This window comes from Bradyrhizobium sp. (genome assembly GCF_016219575.1).
GTDB lineage: Bacteria > Pseudomonadota > Alphaproteobacteria > Rhizobiales > Xanthobacteraceae > Bradyrhizobium.
Window position 1 is genome coordinate 102461 of record NZ_JACRMG010000012.1, and the last position, 26764, is coordinate 129224.

Sequence of the window (26764 nt, forward strand, 5' to 3'; positions counted from 1 at the left end):
GGGAACTATGGAGCATTTTAGGGTTACCCTTCAGGACCTCTTCAAGTCTGGAACGCACTTTCCCCTGCGCGGAACCTGGAGCCGCGTACGCAAACCAGAAACCCTGGAGGTCAAGTTGAAAAAGGTCTTCTCAAAGTTCTTGTCCGACGAGTCGGGGGCAACCGCCATCGAGTACGGCCTGATCGCAGCCGGCATCGCGCTTGCCATCATCGCCGTGGTGAACGGCCTTGGTACGAACCTCAACGAGAAGTTCACGTCGATCAACACGTCGCTGAAGTAATCGACATCGGCGGGGCGTTCGCCGCTTCGCCTTCCACCCGGATACTGGAGCGGGATGACGATTCCTCAAATCGTCATCTCGCTTCATTTTCTTGAGCATGGTCTCGCGGAAGACCGCCGCCCTCGGCGCGCCTGCGCGGCCCTTCGGGTCCGAACGGGTTCCCGACAAGAAAAAAGGGCCGCTTGAATGAACAAGCGGCCCAAGTCTAGGGAGGAAACGCCCAAGGAGGGCAGCGATAGCGCGAGGCGCTACCGCACCGCAACAATATGCGACCGCGCTGCACAAAAGGCAAGAGGTTTCGATTAATTTCCTGCGCAATCCCGGCCGGAATGACTCTTATGCAACAGGTTGGTTAAATCTGAATTAGTTACATTATTTCAATATGTTACAAGACTCTCCCGGCAAAACCACGGAGTTGCCGAATGGCCACCATTGGCACAAATCTCAACTTCGTGATGGACGCGCCCACCTGAAAATGCAGGCCAAGCGAAGGCGATTCGAAAGAAGAACGCGCGTCGGGACTGGGAATAACCTCGCGCGACCCGTGCGCGGGCCGTCCGTTTGAGCTAGGGGAATGGCGGACACGCCTCCCCCTTACCGCCTGCCATCCCAAGGACTGCCGTGACGGTCATCGATTTCAAAGCCTTTATCGGCCGGCTTGCGACCTCGTCCGGCGAGACGATCCTGCCGTTCTTCCGCACCTCGCTGTCGATCGACAACAAGAGCGTGGCCCAGGATTTCGACCCCGTCACCGAAGCCGACCGCGCTGCGGAGGCCGTCATGCGGCGGCTGATCAAGGCCAACTTCCCCCAGCACGGCATCGTCGGCGAAGAGTTCGGCAATGAGCGCGAGGACGCCGAATATGTCTGGGTGCTCGACCCCATCGACGGCACGAAATCCTTCATCGCGGGCTTCCCGATCTGGGGCACGCTGATCGCGCTGCTGCACAAGGGCACGCCGGTCTACGGCATGATGCACCAGCCCTATATCGGCGAGCGCTTCTCCGGCGACAACGGCTCGGCTCATTATGCGGGGCCGACCGGCGAGCGCAAACTGACGGTGCGGCGCTGCGCCTCGTTGAAGGAGGCAACCTCCTACACCACCAGCCCGCTGTTGATGAACGCGGCCGACCGCGCCCAGTTCGCCAAGGTCGAGGCGGCGGTGAAGCTGACGCGCTATGGCGGCGACTGCTATTCCTACTGCATGCTGGCGGCCGGCCATCTCGACCTCGTGGTCGAGACCGAGCTGAAACCCTACGATATCGCCGCCCTGATCCCGATCATCACCGGGGCCGGCGGCATCGTCACCACCTGGGACGGCAAGCCGGCGCAGAACGGCGGCCGCATCATCGCCGCCGGCGACCCGCGGGTGCATGAAGCCGCGATGAAGATACTCAACAGTTGAGCGCGAACCGTCAGGGAGAGCTTCGGTGGGGATCATTGGCAGGCTGCTGACGGGACTGACGCTCTTGCTCCTGCCGGCGCTGGCCGCGGCACAGGAGTTCCCGGCCAAGCCGATCAAGCTGATCGTGCCGTTCCCGGCCGGTGGGCCCAACGACATCATCGCCCGCATCGTCGGCCAGCGCATGTCGGAACTGATGAAGCAGCCCGTGGTGATCGACAATCGCGGCGGCCAGGGCGGCGCGCTCGGCACCGATGCGGTCGCCAAGGCCGCTCCCGACGGCTACACCATCGGCATCGTCAATTGCGGGGCCCTTGCGATCAACCAGACCATGGAGAAGGTGCCGTACGAGACCTTGAAGGATCTCGCGCCAGTCACCCTGGTCGTCACCGTGCCGGAAATGCTCGTGGTCGCCGGCAACGTGCCGGCGAAGAACATGAGCGAGCTGGTGGCGCTTGCGAAGGCGCAGCCCGGCAAGCTCAATTTTGCCTCCACCGGTCCCGGCAGCCTGCCGCATCTTGCCGGCGAGTTGCTCAAGCTCACCGCAGGAATTGACGTCGTCCACGTGCCCTACCGGGGCGCTGCACCCGCCATCACCGATCTGCTCGGCCAGCAGGTGCAGATGACGTTCCTCGATCTGCCGGCCATCCTGCCGCACATCAGGAGCGGCGCGCTGAAGCCGATCGCGCTGGGCACCACGGCGCGCGCGCCGACCGCGCCCGACGTGCCGACGACGGTAGAATTAGGCATGCCGCAGCTGCGCATCGAGAACTGGTACGGCATGATCGCACCGGCCGCCACGCCGCCGGCGATCATCGAGGCGCTGAACAGGATCACCATCACCGCGCTTGCCGATCCCGCCGTGAAGGAGAAGCTCGCCGAGCAGGGCCTGACCACCGTCGGCAACTCGCCGCAGCAATTCCGCGACTACATCGCAGCCGAAACGGCGAAGTGGGCGAAGGTGATCAAGGACGCCGGCATCCAGACGACGAAGTGAACTGGAGCATTTTCTGTTCGGATGGAATCAGAACAGAAGCTCTAGATTCTTGACTTGACGCGTTTTCTTCACGCGAACCGGTATCCACATCGCTTGAAAACGCTCTAGCGCGCCGATTTGCGCAAATGCTCGACCAGCTGCTGCGCCGGCCTCGCGAGCGCCTTGAAGCTGCGGGCGCAGATCACGAGCCGCCGGTCGGCCCAGGAATCCCTGATCCTGACCACAGCGATCTTCATCGAGCGCGCGCAGCGGCGCGCGGCGACCTCCGGCATCACGGCAACCCCGATGCCGCCTGCCACCATCTGGCCGATGGCGTCGAAGTTGTTCAGCCGCGCGCGGAAGCGCAGCCGCGCGCCGAGCCTTGCGGCATGACCGCTGACGTGGGCATGCAGCGCGCTCGAGGTGATGAGGCCCACGAAGTCGCGGGTCACCACCTCGCGGAAATCGACATGGCGGCGGCTTGCGAGTTCGTCCCTCTGCGGCACCACCAGCACCAGGCGGTCCTCGCTGAAGGGGATGCGCTCGATGCCCTCGGGCAGTGCATGCTCGGCGGCAAGGCCGAGATCGGCGGCGCCGGAGGCAATGGCGCGCGCGATCTCGCCGCTCTCGCGCTCCTCGACGTCGATGGAGATGCGCGGATGCCCGGCGAGAAAGGCAGCGAGCGCCCTGGGCAGGTATTCCGAGATGCCCGACGTATTGGCGAGCAAATGCACGCTGGCGCGCGCGCCGCTGGCGAATCCGGCTAGCTCGCCGCGCAACGCATCGACATTGTGCAGGACGATGCGGGCGTGGTCGAGCAGGCTCTCGCCGGCCGAGGTCAGCTCCACGCCGCGGCGGCCGCGCTTGAGCAGCGCGACCCCGAGCGCCGCCTCCAGCCCCTTGATCCGCTCGCTGGCGGAGGCCAGCGCCAGATGCACGCGCGAAGCGCCGCCGGTGATGCTGCGGGTCTCGGCTACCGCGACGAAAAGCTGGAGATCGACCAGATCGAAACGCATGGCAAACTCCTCGTCCCTCATGGTGAGGAGCGCCACTTGGCGCGTCTCGAACCATGAGGCCACAACGGGCCCACATCCTTCGAGACGCGGCCTGACGGCCGCTCCCCGGGATGAAGGACAGCCTACGGCATGGCCGAAGGCACTCTCCGTAAGGTCCAGATTGTGCCCGATGGCACGATGGGTCAATGTGCCGCTCATGCACGACCCGCTTCTCATTCTGATCGCCGCCGCGTTCCTGCTCGCCGGATTCGTCAAGGGCGTGATCGGGCTCGGCCTGCCGACGGTGTCGATGGGGTTGCTCGCGGTGACGATGCCGCCGGGCCAGGCGATCGCGATCGTCATCGTGCCGGCGATTGTCACCAATATCTGGCAGACCTTCGGCGGACCCTACCTGCGCGACATCATGCGCCGGCTGTGGCCGCTGATGATCGGCACCGTCATCGGCATCTGGCTGAATGCGGGGCTGTTGACCGGACCCTATGCACCCTGGGGCACGGTAACCCTCGGCGCGCTGCTCGTGATCTATGCCGTCATGGGGCTGAGCAGGCTGCAGTTCAAGGTCGCCAGCCGCAACGAGAAGTGGATCGGCGGCATTGTCGGCCTCGTCACCGGCGTGGTGTCGGCCGAAACCGGCGTGCAGGTGATCCCATCCATGCCGTACATGCAGGCGATCGGCATGGAAAAGGACGAGCTGGTGCAGGCGCTAGGCGTGTTCTTCACGGTCGCCACGGTAGCTCTCGCGTTCAACATCACCGCGTCGGGGCTGCTGACCGCGGCGACTGCGCTGCCCGGCGCCGTCGCAATGGCGGCGTCCTTTGCCGGCATGTTCATCGGACAGGCGGTGCGCTCGCGGATGCATCCGGAGGAATTCCGCCGCTGGTTCCTGATCGCGCTGATCCTGCTCGGTCTCTATATCGCCAGCAATGCGCTTATCAGGATTCACGCCTAGATGCGTTATCTGGCCTCCAGCATTGCCACGCGGATGCCGAGATAGACGAACAGCCCGCCGAGCGCCCGGTTGATCCAGGCAATCGTGCCTTCCGACCGGCGGATGCGCGTGGCGGCCCTGGCGGCGAAGGCCGCGATGCCCAGGCACCACAGCGTGCCGTTGAAGATGAAGACGGCGCCGAGCAGCAGGAAGGCCAGCGTCTTGTGCGCCGAAGCGCCGTCCACGAATTGCGGCAGGAAGGCGAGGAAGAACAATGCGACCTTGGGATTGAGCACGTTGGTCAGCGCGCCCTGCCAGAATACGGCTGAGAGCGACGTGGCACCGGCCTCGACCGTGACGTCGGCCAGGGGGCGCGAGCGCGACAGCAGCATCTGCACCCCCACGAAGAGTAGATACGCCGCGCCGGCGAGTTTCAGGAGCGCAAAAGCCGTCGAGGAAGCCATCAACAGGGCCGACAACCCGATCGCGGCGCCCAGCACATGCACAAGGCAGCCGCAGCTGATGCCGATGGCGGCCGCCCCCCCGCCGCGCCATCCGAGCTGGATGCTGCGGCCGATGATGTAGGCGGTGTCCGGCCCCGGCGTGATGTTGAGCAGCAGTCCGGAAAGGACGAAGAGCCATGGTTCGTGAATGCCGAGCATGATCGCCTGTTCGCGCTTCGGACCGCCTCCGATCCGCCCCTTTCGGGGTTCCATGACAGTGGGATGACCATGGCCGGCCCGCACGCTTGCATGGGGTTTGCATGGGCGTAGGGTCGGTATCCTCTTCCGTCAGCGACAAGGTGTCTATAAGGAATTCGGCAACCGGAATGGGTGATGATTCCAGCACATCTCGAGCTTGAGGAACAATGATGCAGAGACGCCTGGCTGCCATCGTCTGCGCAGACGTCGCCGGCTACTCACGCATGATGGGGGCTGACGAGGCGGGGACGCATGCCGCGTTCAAGGCCCATCGCAGCGCAATCTACCCGATGATCCTCAATCACGGCGGCCGGACGGTCAAGAATACCGGCGACGGCTTCATGCTGGAGTTTCCGAGCGTGGTGGGCGCGATCGAAGCCGCGATCGGGATGCAGCGGCTGATGGCGGAGCGCAACGCTCAACTCCCGGCCGAGCGGGTCATGCGCTTCCGCATGGGCGTCCACATGGGCGACGTGATCGCCGACGAGGACGAAGTATTCGGGGACGATGTCAACATCGCCGTCCGCCTGGAATCAGTCTCCGCTCCCGGCGGCGTTGCAGTGTCGTCCAAGGCCTATCTTGAAGCCGGCAAGCACCTTTCCACGGCCCTGGTCAATGCCGGCAGCCACCAGCTGAAGAACATCGGCGAGTTGCTCAATGTCTGGACCTGGGAGCCCGGCAGCATCGAGGGGCCGGCTTACGACTCCAGGGCCGCACTGCCGGCCCAATACCGGACCGCCATCGTCGGCGTGCTGCCTTTCGCCAATCTCGCCGACAGCACCGACGAGTATTTCGCCGACGGCCTGACCGAAGACCTGATTCATGCGCTGTCGCTGCAGTCGTTCTACCGGGTGCTCAGTCGAAGCGCGACCTTCGCCTTCAAGGGCCAGAACCTGAGCGCGCGCCTGATCGCGCGGGAAATCGACGCAACCTATCTGATCCAGGGCTCGGTGCGGCGCGCCGGGAACAAGCTGCGCGTCACAGCCGAGCTGATTGCGCCCGAGAATGGCGCGCAGTTGTGGGCCAGCCGCTACGACCGCGACATGGGCGACCTGTTCGCGCTGCAGGACGAGCTGACCACGAGCCTTTCCGCCGCACTGGCGCCGGAAATCTTTCGCGCAGAGGCCTCGGCCCCGGCGCGCTCGGCCTCGACCGACCTCACCGCGTGGGACCGTTTTCTGCGCGGGCTGTCGCATTACTACAAGCAGACCAAGCCCGATTTCGAGGCTTCGATCGCCTTCTTCAGGGAGGCGATTGCGCTCGACCCGTCGCTGGCGATCGCGCGCGCCTATCTCGGCACGATCATGATCCAAGGCATCCAGTACGGATGGATCAACAGCACCAGCGAGCTGTGGGCGGAGGCGATCGAGCTTGCGGAAAGCAGCGTCAGGCTCGATCCGCGGTCGTCGTTTGCCTATTCGATCCTCGCGTTCGTACATGCCATGACCGGCAATCACGACGCGGCAATGGAGGCCGGCAGACGGGCGGTTGAGCTCAACCCCTACGACATGGGCGCGCGCGGCGTTTTCGGATGCTGCCATCTGGCCATCGGCGAGCACCGCCGGGCCATTGACCTGTTTTCGACCGCCGTGCAGCGCGGCAACAGCGACCCCCGCTATCAATGGGCCGCCCTGCTCGCATTCAGCCACTACCTGCTCGGACAATACGACGCGTCGCTGTCCTGGGTACGCGAGGCGCTCTATCTCAATCCCAACCACCTTCAGGTGCTCGCGGTGAGGACGGCAGCCCTTGCCCAACTCGGCAGAAACGAGGAAGCCGCCAGGGCGACGCAAACCCTGCTCGTCAACTATCCGAGCCTCACCGTCGAAAAGCATCTGCGGAACTTCCACTGGAAGCAGCTCGCCGATATCGCACATTATCGCGACGGGCTGCTGAAGGCCGGCGTGCCGTCGACCAAGCTGACGCTCGTCGACACGGGCACGAAGCGCACGGCGTGCTGAAGACGCCTGCCCTGCTTGCGGATACACACAGGCGGCGGCCGTGCATTGGTTGACAGCAGGCCTGATTTAGCCAAAATTTCCGCGCATCCAGAAGTAGTATTCGGCTCGCGGCATCGCGTCGCAGCAATCCTTTGCTTTGTCATCGAATCGTTTTTCAGTAGTCACGGCTGTTGGGGGATCAGGATCATGCAAGATCGCACCGGAACGGATTCGAACGCGCCTGGCCAGCCGATCGCCGTGTCGCCAGACAATCCCTGCCCGTTCCTGCGCGCCGTCGTCGCGGAGGGCTATGTCGGCGGCCACAACGTGCCGCTGGGCACGCTGGCCCAGACCGTGCAGGCCGCAAGCGGCAAGACAGGCTTTGCAAGAGTGAAGGCCGGCATCGAGACCCGGCTGGTCGCGCTGGTCGCCAACGGGCTCAATCCTTTCCGCCTCATCAGGAGCTGGTGGTCCGGCGCCACGCTCGACGAGCTGCGCAACGGCCCGCTCGACAAGCACGGCGTCGGCTCGCGCATCCTCGACGCCAACGCCCATGTCCACGAGGACGAGATCGAACGCCTCGCTTCCTTCGGCACGGATCGGCCGGATCCGATCGGCGGCGGCATGGAGCGCGGCCTCAACGCCGGCGAAATCGTCACCTACATGAACGCGAATTTCGAGCGCGCCAAGGGTCACCGGCGCGCCATCGACCGCAAGCTGATGGACGGCGAGTGGCCGGTGCTGCTGGATATCATGGGCAAGGGCGAAGGCACGGAGCGCTATCTCAGCGTGGCCGAGGTTCGCACGCTCTTCACCGAGCGGCGCCTGCCGGAGCGGATCAATGCGCGCCTGTCGGCGCATCCGGTGCGCAAGGGCGGAATAGTGGGCAAACTGGTCAAGGTCGCGGCTGCCATCGTTGCGCTGCTGGCGGCTTTCATCGTCGTGTTCGCCGAATTTCCCGAACTGATCCGGCCGATCCCGGTGCTCGGGCAGCTCGAGCCGCCGGCCCTGCCCAAGCGCCAGCCGCTCAAGGCGGCTTACTGGCTTGACCAGAACTGGTCGACCGAGGACCGGTTCTGGTTCCACCACGCAAGCCAGGGCACGGCGACGTTCCCGGTGCCCTATTCCTGGTTCATGGCGCTGGAGCAACCCGGCCTTCGCCTGTGGGGCCGCCCCGGCATGCTCGCCGACAGCGCCTATCTCGAACGGATGGGTTTCCTGCCGAGCCCGAAGACGGTGCGCGCCGATGAGGCAACCTTGCGCCGCTACGGATTTGCGAAGACCGGCGCGAAGACCGATCCCGCGCCGGCCGAGGTGGCCGGCCTGAAGCCACTGCCTGCCGACAACATCGATGGACTGCCGGTCGGCTTCGCGCGCATGACCGGCGTCGTCGATCCCGGCACCGGCGCCCCCGATTCGGACAAGATTGGGCTGACCTGCGCGGCCTGTCATACCGGCAGCATCCACTACAAGGGCGTCAGCGTCCGCTTCGACGGCGGTGCCTCGATGCTGGAACTTCGCAAGCTGGAAGCTGCGACCTTCCTCTCGATCTTCTACACACTCTACACCCCCGGCCGTTTCAATCGCTTCGCCACGCGCGTGCTCGGCCCCGACGCGTCCAAGGCGGACCGAACGCAGTTGAAGAAGCAGCTGTCGGGCATCAAGGACTTCCTGTTCAAGCAGGAGCAGATTCACCAGAAGACGACCAAGGCGAAGAACCAGAAGGACACCGACGAGGGATATGGCCGGCTCGATGCGCTGAACCGCATCGGCAACCAGGTCTTCTATACCGACCTCGTCATGGGCGGTCTTTCCGGAGTCGAAAACAACATCTACGCCAACGACGCTCCCGTCAGTTACCCGCCGATATGGACGGTGCCGTGGCTGTGGTGGGCGCAGTACGACGCCTCGATCGAGCAGCCCCTGATCCGCAATGCCGGCGAGGCACTCGGCGTCTCCGCGCTCGTCAACCTTTCGCCGGAGCATGCGCCGGCCAGGCTCTTCAGCTCGTCTGTCGCGCTGGAGAACCTCGTGCGCGTCGAGGCGATGCTGCGCGGCACCGATCCGTTCGGCCGCGATCCGAAGAGCTTTGCGGGACTGAAGTCGCCGCCATGGCCTTCGCATCTGTTCCCCGACGACGACGCCTGGAAGATCAAGCCCGATCGCGTCGCCAAGGGGCGCAAGCTGTACGCCGACATCTGCGCCGAGTGCCATCTCGGCCCGGTCGACGACGGGGATTTCGACACGCAATATCCCGACAAGAGCTTCTGGACTTCGAAGCGCTGGAGCCAGGATCCCAAGGGCGGCTGGGTGCTGGACGAGGTGCAGAAGAGCGTGAAGGGCATGGGCACCGACCCTGCGCAGGGCAACGTGCTGCGCGAACGGATGGTCCAGGTTCCCGGCTTCCTCAACCTGCAGCCTGCCGAGGATCTCGGCGTGCGATGGAAGTGCAAGGGGCTGCCGGCCTATTCCTCAACGGATATGCCGTTCGCCATTGCGCTCATGATCGTGGTCGACAAGGTCAGCCAGAAATGGCTGGCGGATCACGACGTCACCGACCCCAGGCGATTGTCCGAGGTCTGGGGCGAGCGCAGCAATTGCCCCAATCCGAACCAGCTGAAGGAGGCGATCTATCGCGCCCGGCCGCTGAACGGCGTGTGGGCGACAGCGCCCTATCTGCACAACGGCTCGGTGCCGTCGCTGTACTGGATGCTGACGCCGCAGTCCGAACGCCCGACCAAGTTCTGCATGGGCGCGCGCGAATTCGATCCCCGCGACGTCGGCTTCCGCGTCGAGGGCAACGAGACCTCGTGCAAGGCCGGCCAGACCATCTTCTCCATGACGGGATCGGACGGCAAGGAGATCAAGGGCAACAGCGTGCGCGGTCATTCGCTGGAGGCTGCCGCGGATGCCGACAAGAAAACCTATCCGGACGGCGTGATCGGCCGGAAGCTGACCGAGGACGAGCGCTACGACCTGATCGAGTATCTCAAGAAGCGGTAGCCGTCCGCTACTTCGCAGGGCTTGCCCGATCGACCTGCGCGTTCGTTCGGCTTTCCGGCGCGCTGCGGTCGAGGGTCACGTTTGCCAGAAGCGCCACCAGTTCGGCCTGACGGGTGCATCCGGTCTTTTGCAGAACCGCCCGCAATTGCGATCGGACAGTCGAGAGGGCGACGCTACCGTCCGATGCGATCTCGTCCAGCGTCTGGCCGGCTGCAAGACCCCGCGCCACGCGCGCCTCGGACAAGGTCAGGTCGAACAGCGACCGCATCAGTTCCGCGGGCGGCGCCGCCGGTGCCGTCACCGGGGTCGCAATCAGCAGAACGTAGCTGCCCGCGAAAATATCGTGGGCCGACCGGCGGATCGGAATGGTGTGAACGACCAGGACCGCACGGCCGTCGGCATCGCGCAGCGGAAACGAGCGCACCGCCTGGTCCGGGTCGCCGTCGAGCGCGGCAAGGCCGGCCCATAACAGCTCGTTGGCGCGGCCATCCGCCAGCGCGACGCGGTTGCGGGCGCGCCATTGCACATGGTCGCCAAGCCCTTCGATCAGATGATTGGCCTCGATCACCGTACCGTTCTGGCTGAGCAGCAACGCCGGCAGCCCCATCGAGGTCAGTGCTTCCTTGGCGCCGGTGGCGCGTTGCAGCCCCAGTCGTGCCGTCACCAATGCGCTGCGCGCGAGGTGCGGGCGAAGCTCGTTGAGGCGGTCGATGCGCTCCCTCTCGATCGGACCGCGGCTGTACTCGCGCTCGACGCTGAAGACGACACGATCGCCGGTCGGCATCTTCAACCCGGTGCCCGCCGACCAGCCGAGGCCGCGCGGGCGGAAGAAATCGCGATAGATCGGATTGTGATCGAGCTGATCCGCCGTCCAGAAATCATGCTCCGCAAAGAACCCAGGCTGCGACTGGCCGAACAGGCATACCCGGCGATCGCAGCGCGCAAACCATCCGTCCTCGACATAGGCGCGGAAGATATCGCTGAGATTTGCCGAGGCAGTCCAGTTCAGCACCCTGTCGCGGGCCGAGAACAGCAGGCCGCCGCGCGAATCCGCCAGCTCGGCCAGTTCGTCGAGCACGGCGGGCCAGAGATCCGGCAACGCGGAGCATTCATAGATGCGGTCGATCAGGTCGGGCTTCACTCAGGCACCCCTCATCACTTGAACAGCGGCGTGCCCGGCACGAAGGCATCGAATGCCGCCCAGAACTGCGCGCGGTAGCGATCCTGCTCCTGCAGGATCTCGTGCTTGGAGCCGGCGATGACGAGATGCGAGCCGGCGCGCAGATGGTAGGCGAATTCCTCGATCGCCGAGGTCGACACGATGGTGTCGTTGCTTGCCGCCAGCATCAGGATCGGCTGGCGGATATCGGAAGGATAACTCATGCCGCGAAACGCGTGCATTGCCGTGAAGGCGGCATCGGCCCAGGCAATGGTGGGCGAGGCAAGCCCGAGCGTCGGGTCTTCCTCGATGATCGCGGCGTTGCGGGCATAGCGCACGGGATCGCTGGTCAGGGGATTGTTGACGAAGGATTCCGCGCCGGTGAGCTGGTCGCTGCCGCCGGGCACGTAACGCCCGCCCTGCCCGGCCCAGCGCATGGTCTTCACCAGCATGCGCACCGGCAGCGAGGTCGCCCTGCCCGGCAGGTCGATCATCGGCGCCGACAGCACCATGCGGTCGAACCAGCGCTTGCCCGCGTGCGCAATCCGCAGCATCACCGCACCGCCCATGGAATGGGCCAGCGCGAAGTAGGGCGGCGGACAGTCCGGCAGCACCACCTGCTGCACGAAGGTCTCGACGTCGAGCTCGAAGTCGGAGAAGTCGCGGACATAGCCCTTGCGCGGATCACGCAGCCGCCGCGAGGAATGCCCCTGCCCGCGCCAGTCGATCATGGCGACCGCAAAGCCCCGCTCGCGCAGATCGCGCACGGTCTCGAAATATTTCTCGATCTGCTCGCTGCGGCCGGTGAACACGCAGACCGTGCCCTTGCGCCCCGCAGGCGGCGCCCAGCGCGCAAAGCGCAGCTCTGCCCCGTCGGGGGTCTTGATCGTGCCCGAGACGACGTCCTCCGGAACCGGGTTGGAAGGGATCGAGACGAGCGTCATGGGGCAAACCGCGATAGGTGGGAAAGGCTGGAAATCAAGGGGTTTGGCGGTCCGAAAGCGGTGAAGTACCGCCCTCTTGAACGCCGCGGAACAGCCTCCATATCACCTTCGTGCAGGCCGCTACCAGTGTCTCGGGAAACCGAGGCGCCAGGCTGCACAGGACAACAGCCCGGCCCGATGGCGGGCGGGTAACTGCAACAGTCGCTCAATGGAGGACTATCCATGCGTACCTACGACCTCACCCCGTTTTATCGTTCCACCGTCGGCTTCGACCGCCTCTTCAACCTGCTCGACCAGGTGACCTCGGACGGCAGCCCCGGTTATCCCCCCTACAATATCGAGCGCACCGGCGAGAACACCTACCGCATCTCGGTAGCGGTCTCCGGCTTCGCGCAGAGCGAGCTCTCCATCGTCGCGAAGGAAAACACGCTGACGATCAAGGGCGAGAAGGTCGCCAACGAGAACGGCAAGGACAAGTCCGAACTGCTGTATCGCGGCATTGCCGCGCGCGCCTTCGAACGCGTCTTCCAGCTCGCCGACTTCGTCCAGGTGAAGAACGCTTCGCTGGAGAACGGCCTGCTCCACGTCGATCTCGTCCGCGAGATCCCCGAGGCCAACAAGCCGCGCAACATTCCGATCGCGTCCGGTGAGAATGCCCCGCAGGTCGTCGACGGCTCGGCCGCCAAAGTAGCCGCCTGACGACAGTCGGATTTCGCAGAGCATCCCGAAACAGAATCCGCCGCCCTTGGGGCGGCGGATTTTTCTTTTACGGTAGGCCGCGTTTCCGGCAGTTCAGTTGCGGTTGTCGAAGGCGATGCCCCTTTGCACTTCGGCGATCGCCGCGTTCACGAGGTCGATGGCCTTGACGCGATGCCCGCCCTTGTCGGGGGTAGCGGTCTGGAGCTGCGCGCGGGCATTCTGCAGGCTTGCCAGCGCAGCGCGCATGTGCGGCTGGTTCTCGGCGTTGGCTGCCGTGGCGAGGGACAGGGTGGCGGTGGCGGTCAATACAGCGGCGAGAACGGACTGGCGTGCAATCATTTCAGTTTCCCTGGGGTTGGTGATGCGGCAAATGCCGCCGGCGGAACCTACCCGATGGAACCGGGCAGAAGAAGCCGGCGCTCTCCCGGCCGGCGTTCAGCCGCCAGGGCCGCAAAGCCTGCGGACATGGCGGCTGGTGCCGCAATCGTTTGGTCGGCCCGCGATTATTCCAGACCCTGCGCCTTCGGCATTTCCTGCGTCGGCAGGATCGCGGGCGCAGGCTTGGCCTGGACCTGACCGATCGTGCCGGTCGTGGCCGGCGCGGTGTCGGCGGGCTTCACCTGGCTGACAGCGGCCTGCTGTGTCGTCGGCTCGGCAGCCGGCTTTGCGGCGGTCTCCGCGGGCTTTGCCGGTTCGGCCGCCGGTTTCGCCGCAAGCGGGCTCGGCTTCGGCACCGGCACGCTGCGGCTGGCGACATGCGGCGCCGGGCCCGGCGGGCGCTGGCTGCTGCGAATGGCGGCGCTCGGCGGCAACGGGCCGGGCGGGCCATAGGACGAGTTCCACGCCCCCTCGTAAGGCGCGCCCTGATGCCAGGCCGGCAGGAAGCGCAGGATGCGGCCCGAACGGGCGTCGATCACGAGCCGGCCGTCCTCGCCGCCGCGGTCGATGACCGCGATGGTGTAGATGAAGCCGCGCTGCCGCGGGATGCCGAGTGGCGAAAATCCGGCCTCGCGGATGATGTTGTAGACCTCATGCGGCGGCACCAGAGCTGCCGGGACATAGCCCGGCGCATAACCGGGGCCGTAGCCGCCATAGCCATAGCGCGGCGGCGGAACCTCCGCCGGAGGCGGCGCGTAATACGGCCCGCCGCGATAGGGCCCGTCGACATAGGGGCCGCTGAAATCCGAGACCCTGCTGGGGCCCATCACTTGCGCGCTGGCGCCGGTTGCGCTCAGCACCAGCCCTGCCGCCAGCACCCACCCTGTGAACAACTTCATCGCCGAATGCTCCTGTGACGCCCCGGAGCGTTTTTCGCTCTCTAGCCGCCCGCAGATTTCCCGGCGATTCCGGCGGTCCTTGGGCAGGATCGCGGCAGCCAAACCATGAATCCGGGATTACCCGGCTATCCCCATCGGCCTGCAGGGATCAGCCATGCAGCCGGGGACTTCCGCACGCTTGTGTGATAGAGAAAAATTTGGCATGTTGTGATTTAGGGCAGTATCCCTGTCCCAATTGCGGTGCTTTCCCGGCACGGGGATTGCAACGAAAAATCGGCCCTTCGGAGGCCGGTAAGGTACAGGCAAGGCGCGTTCGCCGGGGACGATGAGCGCCCAAGCCTGAATTTAATACATTGCGGCTCGCAGCGGACGAGCGGTGGCCCGGTGGGTACCGCAACGCCCAAGGTGCGCCGATGACGGTGAGGTTCTCACGAGCCGGATCGAGAAGGACTGAGGAAATGAGCGGGTCGGAGTTCGAGCGCGAAGACATCATCCACGGTGCGATGTCGGCGGTCCCGGATTCGAAACCGGCCGACGGCTTGCAGGAAGGCACTCTGCGCGAGCACAGCTGGCGCCCGCCGGCCGAGGGCCTCTACGACCTCAGCCTCGAAAAGGATTCCTGCGGCGTCGGCTTCATCGCCAACATCAAGGGCAAGCGGTCGCACCAGATCGTGTCCGACGCGCTCTCCATTCTTTGCAACCTCGAGCACCGCGGCGCCGTCGGCGCCGATCCGCGCGCCGGCGACGGCGCGGGCATCCTGGTGCAGATTCCGCACGCCTTCTTCGCGCGCAAGGCCGCCGAGATCGGCTTCCAGCTGCCGGAGCCGGGCCAGTATGCGATCGGCGCGCTGTTCATGCCGAAGGACACGGCGTGGCGCAAGGTGATCAAGAGCATCATCGCCGACCAGATCCGCGACGAGGGCTTCCAGCTGCTCGGCTGGCGCGACGTGCCCAGCGACAACTCCTCGCTCGGCGTCACCGTGAAGCCGACCGAGCCCTATCACATGCAGGTCTTCATCGGCCGCAACGGCGTCGGCAAGACCGAGGACGATTTCGAGCGCCGGCTCTACATCCTGCGCAAGTCGATCTCGCAGGCGATCTACCAGCGGCGCGACCGCGGGCTCGCCGGCTACTATCCGGTGTCGATGTCCTGCCGCACGGTGATCTACAAGGGCATGTTCCTCGCCGACCAACTCGGCAAGTACTATCCCGACCTGCATGAGAAGGATTTCGAGAGCGCACTGGCGCTGGTGCATCAGCGCTTCTCGACCAACACCTTCCCGACCTGGTCGCTGGCGCATCCCTACCGGATGATCGCCCACAACGGCGAGATCAACACGCTGCGCGGCAACGTCAACTGGATGGCGGCCCGCCAGGCGTCGGTGCATTCCGAGCTGTTCGGCAAGGACATCAGCCGGCTGTGGCCGATTTCCTATGAAGGACAGTCGGACACCGCCTGCTTCGACAATGCGCTCGAATTCCTGGTGCAGGGTGGCTACTCGCTGCCGCACGCGGTCATGATGATGATTCCGGAAGCGTGGGCCGGCAATCCGCTGATGGATGAGCAGCGCCGCGCCTTCTACGAATATCACGCCGCCCTGATGGAGCCGTGGGACGGCCCGGCCGCGATCGCCTTCACCGACGGCCGCCAGATCGGCGCGACCCTCGACCGCAACGGACTGCGCCCGGCGCGCTATCTCGTCACCAGCGACGACCGCATCGTGATGGCGTCCGAGATGGGCGTGCTGAAGATTCCGGAGGAGCAGATCGTCACCAAGTGGCGGCTGCAGCCCGGCAAGATGCTGCTCGTCGACCTCGAGCAGGGCCGCCTCATTCCCGACGACGAGATCAAGGCGGAGCTCGCCAAGAGCCATCCCTACAGCGACTGGCTGCATCGCACCCAGATCGTGCTGGAGGAGCTTCCGGCGACGCCGAACAAGAGCGTGCGCTCCAATCTGCCGCTGCTCGACCGGCAGCAGGCGTTCGGCTATTCGCAGGAAGACATCACCATCCTGATGACGCCGATGGCCTCCACCGGCGAGGAGGCGACGGGCTCGATGGGCAACGACACGCCGATCTCGGCGCTGTCGGACAGGCCGAAGCAGCTCTTCACCTACTTCAAGCAGAACTTCGCGCAGGTGACGAACCCGCCGATCGACCCGATCCGCGAGGAACTCGTCATGAGCCTCGTCTCGATCATCGGGCCGCGGCCGAACCTGTTCGACCTGCAGGGCATGGCCTCGACCAAGCGCCTCGAAGTGCGCCAGCCGATCCTGACCGACGCGGACCTGGAGAAGATCCGTTCGATCTCGGAAGTCGGCGACGGTCATTTCAAGTCGCGCACGCTCGACACCACCTTCCACGCGGGCTTCGGTGCTGCGGGCATGGAGCAGGTGCTGGACGAGCTTTGTGCGCGCGCCGAGGGCGCGGTGCGCGAGGGCGTCAACATCATCATTCTGTCCGACCGCATGGCCGGCACCGACCGGATTCCGATCCCGTCGCTGCTCGCCTGCGCGGCCGTGCACCATCACCTGATCCGCACCGGCTTGCGCACGTCGGTCGGCATCGTCGTCGAATCCGGCGAGCCGCGCGAGGTGCATCACTTCGCCTGTCTCGCCGGCTACGGCGCTGAGGCAATCAACCCTTACCTGGCGTTCGAAACCATCATCGCGATGAAGGAGAAGCTGCCGGGCTCGCTCGACGACTACGAGATCGTCAAGCGCTACATCAAGTCGATCGGCAAGGGCCTGCTGAAGGTGATGTCCAAGATGGGCATCTCGACCTACCAGTCCTATTGCGGCGCGCAGATCTTCGACGCCGTCGGCCTGAAGGCAGACTTCATCGCCAAGTATTTCGCCGGCACGCATACCCGCATCGAGGGCGTGGGCCTGAACGAGATCGCCGAGGAAACCGTGCGACGCCATGCCGACGCGTTCGGCGAGGCGCAGGTCTACAAGGGCGCGCTCGACGTCGGCGGCGAGTATGCCTACCGCACCCGCGGCGAGGATCACGCCTGGACGGCCGAGTCCGTCTCGGCGCTGCAGCACGCCGTGCGCGGCAATTCGCAGGAGCGCTACCGCGCCTTTGCAAAGATCCTCAACGAGCAGTCCGAGCGGCTGGTGACGCTGCGCGGCCTGTTCCGCATCAAGACCGCCGACGAAGACAAGCGGAAGCCCGTCCCCCTCGACCAGGTCGAACCGGCCAAGGAGATCGTCAAGCGCTTCGCCACCGGTGCGATGAGCTTCGGCTCGATCTCGCGCGAGGCGCACACCACGCTCGCGATCGCCATGAACCGGATCGGCGGCAAGTCCAACACCGGCGAAGGCGGCGAGGAAGCCGACCGCTTCAAGCCGATGGCCAACGGCGATTCCATGCGCTCGGCGATCAAGCAGGTCGCCTCGGGCCGTTTCGGCGTGACGACGGAGTACCTCGTCAACTCCGACATGATGCAGATCAAGATGGCGCAGGGCGCCAAGCCCGGCGAAGGCGGCCAGTTGCCCGGCCACAAGGTCGACGCGACCATCGCCCGCGTGCGCCATTCGACGCCCGGCGTCGGCCTGATCTCGCCGCCGCCGCATCATGACATCTATTCGATCGAAGACCTCGCGCAGCTGATCTACGACCTGAAGAACGTCAACCCCGAGGGCGACGTTTCGGTGAAGCTCGTCTCGGAAGTCGGTGTCGGCACGGTCGCCGCCGGCGTTGCCAAGGCGCGCGCCGACCATGTGACCATCGCGGGCTTCGAGGGCGGCACCGGCGCCTCCCCCCTCACCTCGATCAAGCATGCCGGCTCGCCCTGGGAGATCGGCCTTGCCGAAACGCACCAGACGCTGGTGCGTGAGCGGCTGCGCAGCCGCATCTCGGTGCAGGTCGACGGCGGTTTCCGCACCGGCCGCGACGTCGTGGTCGGCGCGCTGCTCGGCGCCGACGAGTTCGGCTTCGCCACCGCGCCGCTGATTGCGGCCGGCTGCATCATGATGCGCAAGTGCCATCTCAACACCTGCCCCGTCGGCGTCGCCACGCAGGACCCGGTTCTGCGCAAGCGCTTCACCGGCCAGCCCGAGCATGTGATCAACTACTTCTTCTTCGTCGCCGAGGAAGTGCGCGAGATCATGGCGTCGCTCGGCTTCAAGAAGTTCAACGACATGGTCGGCCAGACCCAGATGCTCGACCAGACGTCGCTGGTCGCACACTGGAAGGCCAAGGGCCTCGACTTCTCAAAACTCTTCGTTCGCCAGAAGGAGGAGAAGGGCCAGAAGATCTACCGCTCCGAGCCGCAGAACCACCATCTGGAGGCCGTGCTCGACCGCCGCCTGATCGAGAAGGCGAAGGCCGCACTCGACCGCGGCGCGCCTGTGAAGATCGAGGAAGAGATCAACAACACCGACCGTAGCGCGGGCGCGATGCTCTCGGGCGCGGTTGCGAAGATCTACGGCCATGCCGGCCTGCCGCTGGACACCATCCATGTCGGCTTCAAGGGCACCGCGGGCCAGGCGTTCGGCGCGTGGCTGGCGCAGGGCGTCACCTTCGAGCTGGAAGGCGAAGGCAACGACTATGTCGGCAAGGGCCTGTCGGGCGGCCGCATCATCGTCAAGCCACCGCGCAACGGCGGCATCGTGCCGGAAGAGAGCATCATCGTCGGCAACACCGTGATGTACGGCGCGATCGAGGGCGAATGCTACTTCCGCGGCATCGCCGGCGAGCGTTTTGCCGTCCGCAACTCCGGCGCCGTCGCGGTCGTCGAGGGCGCGGGCGACCACTGCTGCGAATACATGACCGGCGGCATCGTCGTGGTGCTGGGCAAGACCGGGCGCAACTTCGCGGCCGGCATGTCGGGCGGCGTCGCCTATGTGCTGGACGAGGCCGGCGACTTCGAGAAGCTGTGCAATCTCGCGATGGTCGAGCTGGAGCCGGTGCTGTCGGAAGAGATGATCAACGCCGGCACCTACAATCACTCCGGCGATCTCGAGGCGCATGGTCGCGTCGACGTGTTCGCCAACCTGCTCGAGTCGGATGTCGAGCGGCTGCACGTGCTGATCACCCGTCACGCCAAACTGACGGGCTCGAAACGCGCCGCCGAGATCCTTGGCGATTGGAAGGCGTGGCTGCCCAAGTTCCGCAAGGTGATGCCGGTGGAGTACCGCCGCGCGCTGCGCGAATTGAAGGCCAAGTCCGACGCCGAGCCGAAGATCGCGATCGGGGCCTAATCAGTTATCCTCATGGTGAGGAGGCGCGTAGCGCCGTCTCGAACCATGAGGCCACCGAACGGGCCTTCATCCTTCGAGACGCGCCGCAAGCGGCGCTCCTCAGGATGAGGGTCTAGGAGTAACAACTTCGAGATCCCGGGTCTGCGCCTGACGGCGCATCCCGGGACAAGGGGCGTCAGGGTTAAATGGGCAAGATCACTGGTTTCCTCGAGATCGAGCGGCACGACCGCAAGTACGCGCCGGTCGCCGAGCGTCTGAAGAACTACAACGAGTTCGTCCTCCCGCTGTCCGAGAAGGACACGCGCGACCAGGCCGCGCGCTGCATGAATTGCGGCATCCCCTATTGCCACGGCACCGGCTCGGTGGCGCCGGGCACGCCGGGCTGCCCGGTCAACAACCAGATCCCCGACTTCAATGACCTCGTCTATCAGGGCAACTGGGAAGAAGCCTCGCGCAACCTGCACTCGACCAACAATTTCCCGGAGTTCACCGGCCGCATCTGCCCTGCGCCGTGCGAGGCTTCCTGCACGCTCAACATCGACGACAACCCGGTCACCATCAAGACCATCGAATGCGCCATTGTCGACCGCGCCTGGGAGAACGGCTGGCTGAAGCCGGAACTAGCCAGCGAGAAGACCGGCAAGAAGGTCGCGGTGATCGGCTCCGGCCCCGCGGGCCTTGCCTGTGCGCAGCAGCTCGCGCGCGCCGGGCATGACGTGCATGTCTACGAGAAGCACAAGAAGGCCGGCGGATTGCTCCGCTACGGCATTCCCGACTTCAAGATGGAAAAGCACATCATCGACCGCCGCGTAGCCCAAATGGAGGCCGAGGGCGTCACGTTCCATTACGGCGCCTTCGTCGGCGCCAATGGCAGCGTCGATCCGAAGAAGCTGGTCGAGGAACATGACGCGGTCGCGCTGACCGGCGGCGCCGAAGCCGGCCGCGACCTCGCGATCCCCGGCCGTGAGCTTGCCGGCATCCATTTCGCGATGGATTTCCTGCCGCAGCAGAACCGCCGTGTCTCCCACGAGCCGCTGAACGGCGCGGCCGACATCCTGGCCGCCGGCAAGCATGTCGTCGTGATCGGCGGCGGCGACACCGGCAGCGACTGCATCGGCACCTCGTTCCGGCAGGGCGCGAAATCCGTGACCCAGCTCGAGATCATGCCGGCTCCGCCCGAGCATGAGAACAAGGCGCTGACCTGGCCGAACTGGCCCTTGAAGATGCGCACGTCTTCGAGCCAGGCCGAAGGCGCGGCCCGCGAATTCGCCGTGCTGACGCAGAAATTTTCAGGCAGCGACGGCAAGGTGAAGAAGCTGCACTGCGTCAAGGTGGACGAAAAGTTCAAGCCGCTTTCCGGCACCGAGTTCGAGCTCGACGCCGACCTCGTGCTGCTCGCGATGGGCTTCGTCCATCCCGTGCACGAAGGCATGCTGAAGTCGCTCGGCGTCGACCTCGACCAGCGCGGCAACGTCCGCGCCAATTTCAGCGACTACCAGACCTCGCTGCCGAAGGTGTTTTCGGCAGGCGACATGCGCCGCGGCCAGTCGCTGGTGGTCTGGGCCATCCGCGAAGGCCGCCTCTGCGCAAGGTCGATCGACACGTTCCTGATGGGAAAGACGGACCTGCCGCGGTAGGCGGTCCACACTGCTGTTGAATTCGTCATGCCCGGGCTTGTCCCGGGCATCCACGTCTTGGGGCAAGTGAAGTAAGACAAGACGTTGACAGCTTATCAACTTGCATCTGAGCCACCGTCGAGAAACTTTTGCGCGGAACCCTCAACAAATTGATTTGGTTTCCAACCTTTCTTAATCTTCGACAGCAAGAATTCATCACTCGCCCCAACTAGCATGTCAGAGCCCATCCCAAGTGCAGTAGAGGCAACCGTTGCCAACCCCATTGAGCCAATCTGAGCATCTATCACAGCACCAAGCCCTGCGAATACGACCAACTTGCCCGCCTTCACGGGCAACCTTTGCATCCATCCCGCTTTTTCAAACAACGACCGATGAAACTCTTGGATGAGCACGCTTTCGTTGTGCTGACTGATTAGCCAAGTCTTAAAGCGCCTAGTGTCTTCGAGGCGCAGGAATGCCACTAAATCATCAATCGTCCTTTCACCACTGTTTATCGCTTCGCGGAATGTTCTCCCCTCAAATTCGACCTCATGAAAGATTCGGATATCCTTTGAAGACTTATCCGTCCGCTCTAGAAGGCTCTTAGTCTTCTCCTTGAGCATAGCGGCGTTTCCAGGCCCGAGCCAAATATCAGTGCTTGTGTTAGCACTAAAATTAAGCTCCTTCCTTACGGATACGATGTGGGCCAGCAGGTAACTGTCAGTTACGCTGGAATGCTCCGGTGAAATTCTCCGATGATAGAATTTGTTGATCTCCTCAAAATCTAGGCCGGACACGAATACAAATCCCTTTCCGGTGTCCGCCACATCCACTGCAAATAACTTTGGAATTTCATATTCAGGAACCATGACTCGCAACCAAGCAGCGCAAGCTCTTGTCATGTAGTCAGTGTCTAGCACGTCCTTTCTCGTTGCAACGAGGATATCCTCCATGGCCCTTGATATGGAGACACGGCCCGCAATATCTCTTGCAAATCGTCGCGTTTCGCTGCTCTTTCCGAATTCTCGCTCAAACATCTCTTCAATTTCATCAAGCGGCTGCCTTATCTTCCTGCCATCAACGGTTGCAGCCAGAGATATCAGCCCGAAATCGTGCGTTCGGAACGGCGCACTAATTGTATGGACAGCGTAATTGCTTTGTTCGAACGCGATCGCGAGATTGCCCGCATCAATGAGTTCGATAAGATTTTCATGACCAAATGACTTCGCAATAATTTGCAAGCCGCCCCGAGAAACAACAACGTGTACCTGTCCGTAGTAGATCAATGCTTCCGCAATGGTCCCCTTATCAACATTGTCTGCGGTTATTGTTACACCCTCAAACATATGGCACCTGATCTAGATGTTGGCGAGACTCGTGCCGCTGAGGCGACGCCCCTTCAATTCTACCCTACCTTGCTGGCGACGATTCGAGGTAAGTAGGGTTGAAAGGAACGTAGGATGTGAATTGCGAGGATCAAGCCCGGCCATGAGCGAGCGCGTCAATTCTGCACCCTGACTCCCAGCATCACCACCGTCGAATTCGTGCTCGCGCCCGGCACATTCGACTCCAGCCAGTCCCTTCGCAGCGTGCCCTTGACCCAGATGTTGCGGTTCATCTTGTAGATCAGGTCGCCCGAGACCGAGTAGGTCTGGTCCTTGCGGATGTTGCCCTGGTAGTCGAGCGTGCCGTAGCTGAACTTGCCGATGCCGGTCAGCCAGCGGCGGAAGTCGTGATCGACCTCGAAGGTGTGGGTGCGGACCAAAATGCCGGCGGTGCCGGGCAGCGTGGTCTCGACCAGCTGCGTGTCCGAGAAATACTTGGCCGTCGTCAGCGGGGTCGCGGTCCACACCAGCGAGGCCGTGGTGAGCAGGCCCTGCAGCTTCGGCAGGCGCGCGTCGACATAGGTGCGCTCGGCCCAGCCGACCGCGATCTCGCCGGTCAGGAGCCGCGAGAACTCGAACGAGGTGCCGGCCTTGACGTAGCCGCCATTGGAGTTGCGGGCATAGCCGTTGCGATCGAGATAGAGGTCGTGCACGCGGCTGTCGCCCTGAACCTCGCCGAACGGCTTCAGGCCCGGCATCACCTCGTAGGAGACGCGGCCGATGCCGCCATATTGGGTGAAGTTGCGGTCGTCATTGCTGGTCTTGGTGCCGTCGGTGAGCTTCGACCACTGATAGTCGGTGCGGTCCACCGTGGCGCCGCCGGAGACCTGCAGGCGGTTGAAATTCTGGTCGAAGCCGAAGGTGGCGCCGACGGTGGAATAAAGCGGGTAGCGCTCGAGGCCCGCCTGCACGTTCGGGCTGCCGGGATTGTCGGTGGCGACGAGCAGGCGCCCCTGCGCGGTCAGCCGCGTATCGCGCGACACGTCGAGGCGGCCGTCGATGTGGCCGTTGAAGGCCGGCCGCGAGATGTCGATCGGCGCCGACAGCGGCGTGCCGTCGGCGTTCGGCATGAGGTTGTTGCCGTAGCCGGTGAAGGAGCCGCGCAGGTCGGCGACGACGGCGTGGCGCTCCCAGTCGGACACCGCGAGAAATTCCGGCGCGATGACGTAGAACGGCGAGCCCTGCGGCACGCCGAGGCGGCCCGGGTTGGTGTCGTAGCCGGCCGAGAGTTCGACCGCGCCCTTCAGGAGAAAACTGCCGGCGTAATCGCCGACGGCGCCGAACGGATCGTCGTCGACCTTCAGCCGCTTGCGCACCGGCTGGCCCGCGACCGTGCCGGCCATCGCCGGCGGCAAGGGAGTCTTGTTGGCCTTGTCCGACGGCGGCGGCGCGATGCGCACGCGGCCGCTCACGACAGGCGCGACCAGCGGCGGCGGCTGGCTGCCGGGGCCGACCGGCGGCTTTGGCTTGGCCTGGCCGGGATAATATTTCGACTTCTGGCGCTTGCGGTTCAGCGAGTCGTAGCCGGAGTCCGATGCGCCATTGGCGGCGGGCAGGCCGTATTTCGGAATCTGGCCGATGCGCGAAGGCGCCGGCTTGTCGGCGTTGGGCAGCCGCGGATCGGCGGACGGATCGGGCAAGCCCTCACCGGCGCGGTCCGGCGCGGTCCGGCGCAACGGCGAGTCGTCTGGCGAGACGAAGCCGCCGCGCACCGGGCGCAGCATGTCCGGCGTCAGCGTCTGGGCCTCAGCGAGCGCTGGAAACAGCGCGGTCAGGGCAAGGCATGGCAATAGCGCGCGAAAGCTGCTCCCGCGCCTGTTCCGGCCCCTTGCTGGACCCGACCCCACGATGAAAATACTCCAACGAAATCATTTACTTGCCCGACGCGCTCGCGAGGCGGCGAAAACGTCGTTAATGGAGTTAAAACAATTATGGTTAATGGGCCGTTGAGGATCGGCGCGCGCGTCGCCCTCCCCGCCCCAAGCGTGCTAAGAACCCGGCATGGCCAATCCGAAATCGCTGATGCAGGACGCATCCCCCGACGCCGTGCAATCGGCGCTCCGCACCCTCGATGCCGGCACCAGCGGCATTGCGGCGCTGGCCGCCGCGCTGCGCGGTCCGCTGGGGACGCCGTTTGCGGAAGCCGTCGAACTGATCCGGCAGGCCAGGGGACGCGTCATCGTCACCGGGCTCGGCAAATCAGGCCATATCGGCCGCAAGGTCGCGGCAACGCTGGCCTCGACCGGCACACCCGCCTTTTTCGTGCACGCCGCCGAAGCAAGCCACGGCGACCTCGGCATGATCACACCCGATGACGTGATCGTGGCGCTGTCATGGTCCGGCGAGCAGCCGGAGATGAAGAACCTCGTCAACTACTCGGCGCGCTTTGCGATTCCCATGATCGCGGTGACCTCGAACGCGGAATCCTCGCTGGGATCGGCCGCCGGAATCGTGCTGGAGCTGCCGAAGGTGCGCGAGGCCTGCCCGCACAACCTGGCGCCGACGACGTCCACCCTGATGCAGGCCGCGATCGGCGATGCGCTGGCGATTGCGCTGCTGGAAGGCCGCGGCTTCACGGCGCTGGAGTTCGCGAGCTTCCACCCCGGCGGCAAGCTCGGGGCAATGCTCAAGCACACCCGCGACCTCATGCATACCGGCGAGGCCGTACCGCTGAAGCCGCTGGGCACGAAAATGTCCGAAGCGGTGGCCGAAATCTCGGCCAAGGGGTTTGGCTGTGTCGCGATCGTCGACGCGCGCGGCCATGTCGCGGGCATCATCACCGACGGCGATCTGCGCCGGCACATGGGCCCCGGCCTGATGGATGCGCTGGTCGACGACATCATGACCAGGAACCCGAAGACCATCGCCAGCAATTCGCTGGCCGGCGAAGCATTGAAGCTGATGTCGTCCAAGATCTCGACGCTGATCGTCACCGATGCCGACAAGCCGGTCGGCATCATCCACCTGCACGATCTCTTGCGCGCGGGCGTGGCGTAGGTCATAGCCGTAGGGTGGGTTAGCGAAGCGTAACCCACCATCCTTGGGCGGTGGGTTACGCCTTCCACTTCGCTCGTTGAAGCTTCGGTAAGCGTGGCTCGGCTAACCCACCCTACGATTCCATCATGACGGAAACCGCGCCGCATTCGGCTCCAGCGGCAGCGCCAGGCCGTTGGCGAGATACGAGACCGTGCGATAGAATCCGCAGAGCTGAATGATCTCCAGGATCTTCGCCTCGTCGTAGTGAGCCTTCAACCCGGCGAATTCGGCCTCGCTCAGGGTCGAGCGGTGGTGCAAGGCGTCGACTGCGGCCAACATCGCTTTCTCGGCTTCCGACCAGCACGGCGCGTCGGCCCCGCCGTGCACGGTGGCGCGGACCTGCTCCTCGCTGAGATGCGCGGCCTCTGCAAAAGCGGTGACATGCACGCCCCATTCATACTCGCAACGGTTCAGCGCACAGGTGCGGTCGATGACGATCTCGCGCTCCCTCATGCTCAGCGGCCCACGGTCCAGCAGGCTGCCGCCGCGGAACTTCTCCCAGGCCCGCTCCTGGCCGGCCATGACGCGGAACAGCACCAGCGGCGGCGCGCCACGCATGATGCGGTCGAACTGCTCCTGAATTTCCGGTGCATAAGGCGGCGACAGCGGCGCGATACGTGACATGAGGGACTCCCTTTACTACAAATATTGTAGCAATGCTACATTATCTGTAGCAAGCCACAAGGAAGCATCGTCATGCCTGCCATGAAAAAGGACGTCGTCCGGGGCTCCCGCAGCGGCCGCCCGATCATGGCGCTGCTGGACCTGCTGGGCCGGCGCTGGACGCTGCGCATCGTCTGGGAACTGCGCGAGGACCGCCGGCTTACCTCGCGGGCGCTGCGCACCGCCTGCGACGAGGCCTCGCCCACGATCATGCAGGCGCGGCTGTCGGAGTTGCGCGAGGCGGGCTTTGTCGCGCTGGTGCAAGGCGATGGTTATCACCTCACCCCGCTGGGAAAGGAACTGTCCGAGAATTTCCAGGCGCTAAGCCGCTTTGCCGAGCGTTGGGCGAAATGGAACTGAGCGTCGGGGAATCGAGCCAAGCGCTCCGTGTCCCTTCTCCCCTTGTGGGCCTGTTGCGTAATTCGGCGATTGTGATTCTCTGAGACGTGGCCTTGGGAGATCGCGATGGCAGTGAAGCAGACCGGACAACCGAGCTTTATGGAAGTGCTATTGCCGAAGGGGGCGGGGGCCAA

20 protein-coding genes are annotated in these 26764 nt (G+C 64.6%); 11 read left to right on the forward strand and 9 right to left on the reverse strand.

All coding sequences use genetic code 11. The features are described from left to right. Positions 1 to 115 precede the first annotated feature (115 nt). The 3 genes from HZB49_RS12640 to HZB49_RS12650 all read left to right on the forward strand — a co-directional run bounded on the left by HZB49_RS12640 (position 116) and on the right by HZB49_RS12650 (position 2678). On the forward strand, positions 116 to 280 hold the full coding sequence (locus HZB49_RS12640) for a Flp family type IVb pilin (RefSeq protein WP_291611745.1): 165 nt from the start codon (positions 116 to 118) through the stop codon (positions 278 to 280). 621 nt (positions 281 to 901) lie between these two features. Next, the gene (hisN, locus tag HZB49_RS12645) at positions 902 to 1684 is read left to right on the forward strand and encodes a histidinol-phosphatase (RefSeq protein WP_291611747.1); all 783 of its coding nucleotides are present in this window, start codon (positions 902 to 904) and stop codon (positions 1682 to 1684) included. A 25-nt stretch (positions 1685 to 1709) separates the two neighbouring features. Beyond that, positions 1710 to 2678: a tripartite tricarboxylate transporter substrate binding protein gene (locus HZB49_RS12650; protein WP_291611749.1), complete on the forward strand. Its 969-nt coding sequence runs from the start codon at positions 1710 to 1712 to the stop codon at positions 2676 to 2678. Positions 2679 to 2782: 104 nt separating this feature from the next. Here the strand turns inward: HZB49_RS12650 and HZB49_RS12655 are convergent, their stop codons facing one another. Next, positions 2783 to 3673 (reverse strand): LysR substrate-binding domain-containing protein, encoded by an 891-nt coding sequence (locus HZB49_RS12655; RefSeq protein ID WP_291611751.1) that lies wholly within the window; start codon positions 3671 to 3673, stop codon positions 2783 to 2785. A 196-nt stretch (positions 3674 to 3869) separates the two neighbouring features. On the opposite strand from HZB49_RS12655, the gene HZB49_RS12660 reads away from it, so the two are divergent. Then, entirely contained in the window at positions 3870 to 4622 is a 753-nt protein-coding gene (locus HZB49_RS12660; protein ID WP_291611753.1) for a sulfite exporter TauE/SafE family protein, read from the forward strand. Between the two features lie 5 nt (positions 4623 to 4627). Here HZB49_RS12660 and HZB49_RS12665 read toward each other — a convergent pair whose 3' ends face one another. Then, positions 4628 to 5263 carry a LysE family translocator gene (locus HZB49_RS12665; RefSeq protein ID WP_291611787.1) on the reverse strand — a complete coding sequence of 212 codons (636 nt, stop codon included), beginning with the start codon at positions 5261 to 5263 and terminating at the stop codon, positions 4628 to 4630. Between the two features lie 209 nt (positions 5264 to 5472). Here HZB49_RS12665 and HZB49_RS12670 point away from each other — a divergent pair, with 209 nt between their 5' ends. Both HZB49_RS12670 and HZB49_RS12675 read left to right on the forward strand, forming a co-directional pair. Continuing rightward, positions 5473 to 7263, forward strand: coding sequence for a tetratricopeptide repeat protein (locus HZB49_RS12670; protein WP_291611788.1), 1791 nt, complete (start codon positions 5473 to 5475; stop codon positions 7261 to 7263). Positions 7264 to 7449: 186 nt separating this feature from the next. Beyond that, positions 7450 to 10245: a di-heme-cytochrome C peroxidase gene (locus HZB49_RS12675; RefSeq protein ID WP_291611756.1), complete on the forward strand. Its 2796-nt coding sequence runs from the start codon at positions 7450 to 7452 to the stop codon at positions 10243 to 10245. Between the two features lie 7 nt (positions 10246 to 10252). On the opposite strand, the gene HZB49_RS12680 is transcribed toward HZB49_RS12675, so the two are convergent. Then, positions 10253 to 11386 carry a helix-turn-helix transcriptional regulator gene (locus tag HZB49_RS12680; protein ID WP_291611758.1) on the reverse strand — a complete coding sequence of 378 codons (1134 nt, stop codon included), beginning with the start codon at positions 11384 to 11386 and terminating at the stop codon, positions 10253 to 10255. A gap of 14 nt (positions 11387 to 11400) precedes the next feature. Next, on the reverse strand, positions 11401 to 12348 hold the full coding sequence (locus HZB49_RS12685; RefSeq protein ID WP_291611760.1) for an alpha/beta hydrolase: 948 nt from the start codon (positions 12346 to 12348) through the stop codon (positions 11401 to 11403). Between the two features lie 222 nt (positions 12349 to 12570). On the opposite strand from HZB49_RS12685, the gene HZB49_RS12690 reads away from it, so the two are divergent. Next, positions 12571 to 13047, forward strand: coding sequence for an Hsp20 family protein (locus tag HZB49_RS12690; RefSeq protein WP_291611762.1), 477 nt, complete (start codon positions 12571 to 12573; stop codon positions 13045 to 13047). Positions 13048 to 13140: 93 nt separating this feature from the next. Here HZB49_RS12690 and HZB49_RS12695 read toward each other — a convergent pair whose 3' ends face one another. Further along, positions 13141 to 13386 carry a hypothetical protein gene (locus HZB49_RS12695; RefSeq protein WP_291611764.1) on the reverse strand — a complete coding sequence of 82 codons (246 nt, stop codon included), beginning with the start codon at positions 13384 to 13386 and terminating at the stop codon, positions 13141 to 13143. Between the two features lie 164 nt (positions 13387 to 13550). Beyond that, a complete protein-coding gene (locus tag HZB49_RS12700) occupies positions 13551 to 14324 on the reverse strand; it encodes a hypothetical protein (protein WP_291611766.1) in 774 nt (257 codons plus the stop codon). Positions 14325 to 14782: 458 nt separating this feature from the next. On the opposite strand from HZB49_RS12700, the gene gltB reads away from it, so the two are divergent. Then, a complete protein-coding gene (gene gltB / locus HZB49_RS12705) occupies positions 14783 to 19531 on the forward strand; it encodes a glutamate synthase large subunit (RefSeq protein ID WP_291611768.1) in 4749 nt (1582 codons plus the stop codon). 185 nt (positions 19532 to 19716) lie between these two features. Beyond that, positions 19717 to 21168 carry a glutamate synthase subunit beta gene (locus tag HZB49_RS12710; RefSeq protein WP_291611769.1) on the forward strand — a complete coding sequence of 484 codons (1452 nt, stop codon included), beginning with the start codon at positions 19717 to 19719 and terminating at the stop codon, positions 21166 to 21168. A 95-nt stretch (positions 21169 to 21263) separates the two neighbouring features. On the opposite strand, the gene HZB49_RS12715 is transcribed toward HZB49_RS12710, so the two are convergent. After that, the gene (locus HZB49_RS12715; protein ID WP_291611771.1) at positions 21264 to 22493 is read right to left on the reverse strand and encodes a hypothetical protein; all 1230 of its coding nucleotides are present in this window, start codon (positions 22491 to 22493) and stop codon (positions 21264 to 21266) included. 155 nt (positions 22494 to 22648) lie between these two features. Then, a complete protein-coding gene (locus HZB49_RS12720) occupies positions 22649 to 24322 on the reverse strand; it encodes an outer membrane beta-barrel protein (protein ID WP_291611773.1) in 1674 nt (557 codons plus the stop codon). 211 nt (positions 24323 to 24533) lie between these two features. Here HZB49_RS12720 and HZB49_RS12725 point away from each other — a divergent pair, with 211 nt between their 5' ends. Then, on the forward strand, positions 24534 to 25529 hold the full coding sequence (locus tag HZB49_RS12725; protein WP_291611775.1) for a KpsF/GutQ family sugar-phosphate isomerase: 996 nt from the start codon (positions 24534 to 24536) through the stop codon (positions 25527 to 25529). A 123-nt stretch (positions 25530 to 25652) separates the two neighbouring features. Here the strand turns inward: HZB49_RS12725 and HZB49_RS12730 are convergent, their stop codons facing one another. After that, positions 25653 to 26192, reverse strand: coding sequence for a carboxymuconolactone decarboxylase family protein (locus tag HZB49_RS12730; RefSeq protein ID WP_291611777.1), 540 nt, complete (start codon positions 26190 to 26192; stop codon positions 25653 to 25655). Between the two features lie 72 nt (positions 26193 to 26264). Between HZB49_RS12730 and HZB49_RS12735 the strand changes: the two genes are divergently transcribed. Further along, a complete protein-coding gene (locus tag HZB49_RS12735) occupies positions 26265 to 26591 on the forward strand; it encodes a winged helix-turn-helix transcriptional regulator (RefSeq protein ID WP_291611779.1) in 327 nt (108 codons plus the stop codon). The last annotated feature ends 173 nt before the right edge of the window (positions 26592 to 26764 follow it).

Coding starts and splice junctions, on each gene's coding strand:
- HZB49_RS12685 (WP_291611760.1), bottom strand. CDS start 12,348: ATGACGCTCGTCTCGATCCCTTCCAACCCGGTTCCGGAGGACGTCGTC.
- HZB49_RS12655 (WP_291611751.1), bottom strand. CDS start 3,673: ATGCGTTTCGATCTGGTCGATCTCCAGCTTTTCGTCGCGGTAGCCGAG.
- HZB49_RS12690 (WP_291611762.1), top strand. CDS start 12,571: ATGCGTACCTACGACCTCACCCCGTTTTATCGTTCCACCGTCGGCTTC.
- HZB49_RS12715 (WP_291611771.1), bottom strand. CDS start 22,493: ATGTTTGAGGGTGTAACAATAACCGCAGACAATGTTGATAAGGGGACC.
- HZB49_RS12670 (WP_291611788.1), top strand. CDS start 5,473: ATGCAGAGACGCCTGGCTGCCATCGTCTGCGCAGACGTCGCCGGCTAC.
- HZB49_RS12675 (WP_291611756.1), top strand. CDS start 7,450: ATGCAAGATCGCACCGGAACGGATTCGAACGCGCCTGGCCAGCCGATC.
- HZB49_RS12700 (WP_291611766.1), bottom strand. CDS start 14,324: ATGAAGTTGTTCACAGGGTGGGTGCTGGCGGCAGGGCTGGTGCTGAGC.
- HZB49_RS12665 (WP_291611787.1), bottom strand. CDS start 5,263: ATGCTCGGCATTCACGAACCATGGCTCTTCGTCCTTTCCGGACTGCTG.
- HZB49_RS12735 (WP_291611779.1), top strand. CDS start 26,265: ATGCCTGCCATGAAAAAGGACGTCGTCCGGGGCTCCCGCAGCGGCCGC.
- gltB (WP_291611768.1), top strand. CDS start 14,783: ATGAGCGGGTCGGAGTTCGAGCGCGAAGACATCATCCACGGTGCGATG.
- HZB49_RS12695 (WP_291611764.1), bottom strand. CDS start 13,386: ATGATTGCACGCCAGTCCGTTCTCGCCGCTGTATTGACCGCCACCGCC.
- HZB49_RS12660 (WP_291611753.1), top strand. CDS start 3,870: ATGCACGACCCGCTTCTCATTCTGATCGCCGCCGCGTTCCTGCTCGCC.
- HZB49_RS12710 (WP_291611769.1), top strand. CDS start 19,717: ATGGGCAAGATCACTGGTTTCCTCGAGATCGAGCGGCACGACCGCAAG.
- HZB49_RS12730 (WP_291611777.1), bottom strand. CDS start 26,192: ATGTCACGTATCGCGCCGCTGTCGCCGCCTTATGCACCGGAAATTCAG.
- HZB49_RS12725 (WP_291611775.1), top strand. CDS start 24,534: ATGGCCAATCCGAAATCGCTGATGCAGGACGCATCCCCCGACGCCGTG.